This is a genomic window from Lysobacter zhanggongensis (genome assembly GCF_046638635.1).
GTDB classification, from domain to species: domain Bacteria; phylum Pseudomonadota; class Gammaproteobacteria; order Xanthomonadales; family Xanthomonadaceae; genus Novilysobacter; species Novilysobacter luteus.
In genome coordinates this window covers 1-1,159 of sequence record NZ_JBJXHK010000171.1, presented here as the reverse complement: position 1 = coordinate 1,159, position 1,159 = coordinate 1, and the positions used below count along the sequence as shown (strand labels likewise).

Here is a 1,159-nt window from a genome sequence, read left to right as displayed (position 1 = left end):
GCGGCCGGCGCGGTCATCGGCGTCGGCGACCGGCTCGACCCCTTCAGCTACGCCCACGCGCCGCTGGCGCTGCCGCCGCACACGTTCCGCCTGGCGGCCAACCACGACGCCGATGCGCTGGAGGCGTTGCGGGTCGGCTGGGGTCTCGGGGCGTACCGCTTCTCGCGGTACCGGCAACCGCCTCGGCAGCCGGCGTCGCTCGAGGTCGACAACGCGGCAGCGGCGCTCGACGCGCTGGCCGCGTGCCTGCGCGTGCGCGACCTGGTCAACACGCCGACAGAGCACATGGGCCCGGACCAGCTCGAACAGGTCGCCTGCGAGATCGCCGAGCGCCACGGCGCCGCGATCGAGGTCATCAGCGGCGACGACCTGCTGGAGCGCAACTTCCCGGCCATCCACGCGGTCGGGCGTGCCAGCCACCGCGCCCCGCGCTTGATCTGCCTGCGCTGGGGCGACGCGTCGCACCCGCACGTGGCACTGGTCGGCAAGGGCGTGTGCTTCGACACCGGCGGCCTGGACCTCAAGCCGGCCGACGGCATGCGCAACATGAAGAAGGACATGGGCGGCGCCGCGCATGCGATCGCGCTGGCCGAATGGGTGATGGCGCGCAAGCTGCCGTTGCGGATCACCCTGCTGGTGCCGGCCGTTGAGAACGCAGTCGGCCCGAATGCATTCCGTCCGGGCGAGGTCATCGCAACGCGCGCCGGCCTCAGCGTGGAAATCGACAACACCGACGCCGAAGGCCGCGTCGTGCTGTGCGACGCGCTGGCCTACGCCGGCGAGCAGTCGCCGGAACTGCTGCTCGACTTCGCCACCCTGACGGGCGCGGCGCGGATCGCGCTTGGCCCCGACCTGCCCGCGCTGTACAGCAACGACGACGCGCTGGCCGCCGACTGGCTCGAGGCCGGCCAGCAGCAGCGCGACCCGCTCTGGCGCATGCCGTTGTGGCGGCCGTACTGGCGCTACCTCACCAGCGGCATCGCCGACATCGCCAACGGCGGTCCGAGCCGGATGGGCGGCAGCATCACCGCCGCGCTGTACCTGGAGCGCTTTGTCCCGGCTACGCAGAAGTGGGCGCACCTGGACGTCTACAGCTGGAACGACGCCGACCGCCCCGGCCGCCCGGCCGGCGGCGAGGCGCAGGGGCTGCGCGCGGCGT

At 73.2% G+C, this 1,159-nt stretch carries 1 protein-coding gene; it reads left to right on the top strand.

The annotated features are described in order from the left end of the window. On the top strand, positions 1-1,159 hold a 1,159-nt coding region (locus tag ACKVMH_RS13515), incomplete at both ends, for a leucyl aminopeptidase family protein (protein ID WP_412700665.1).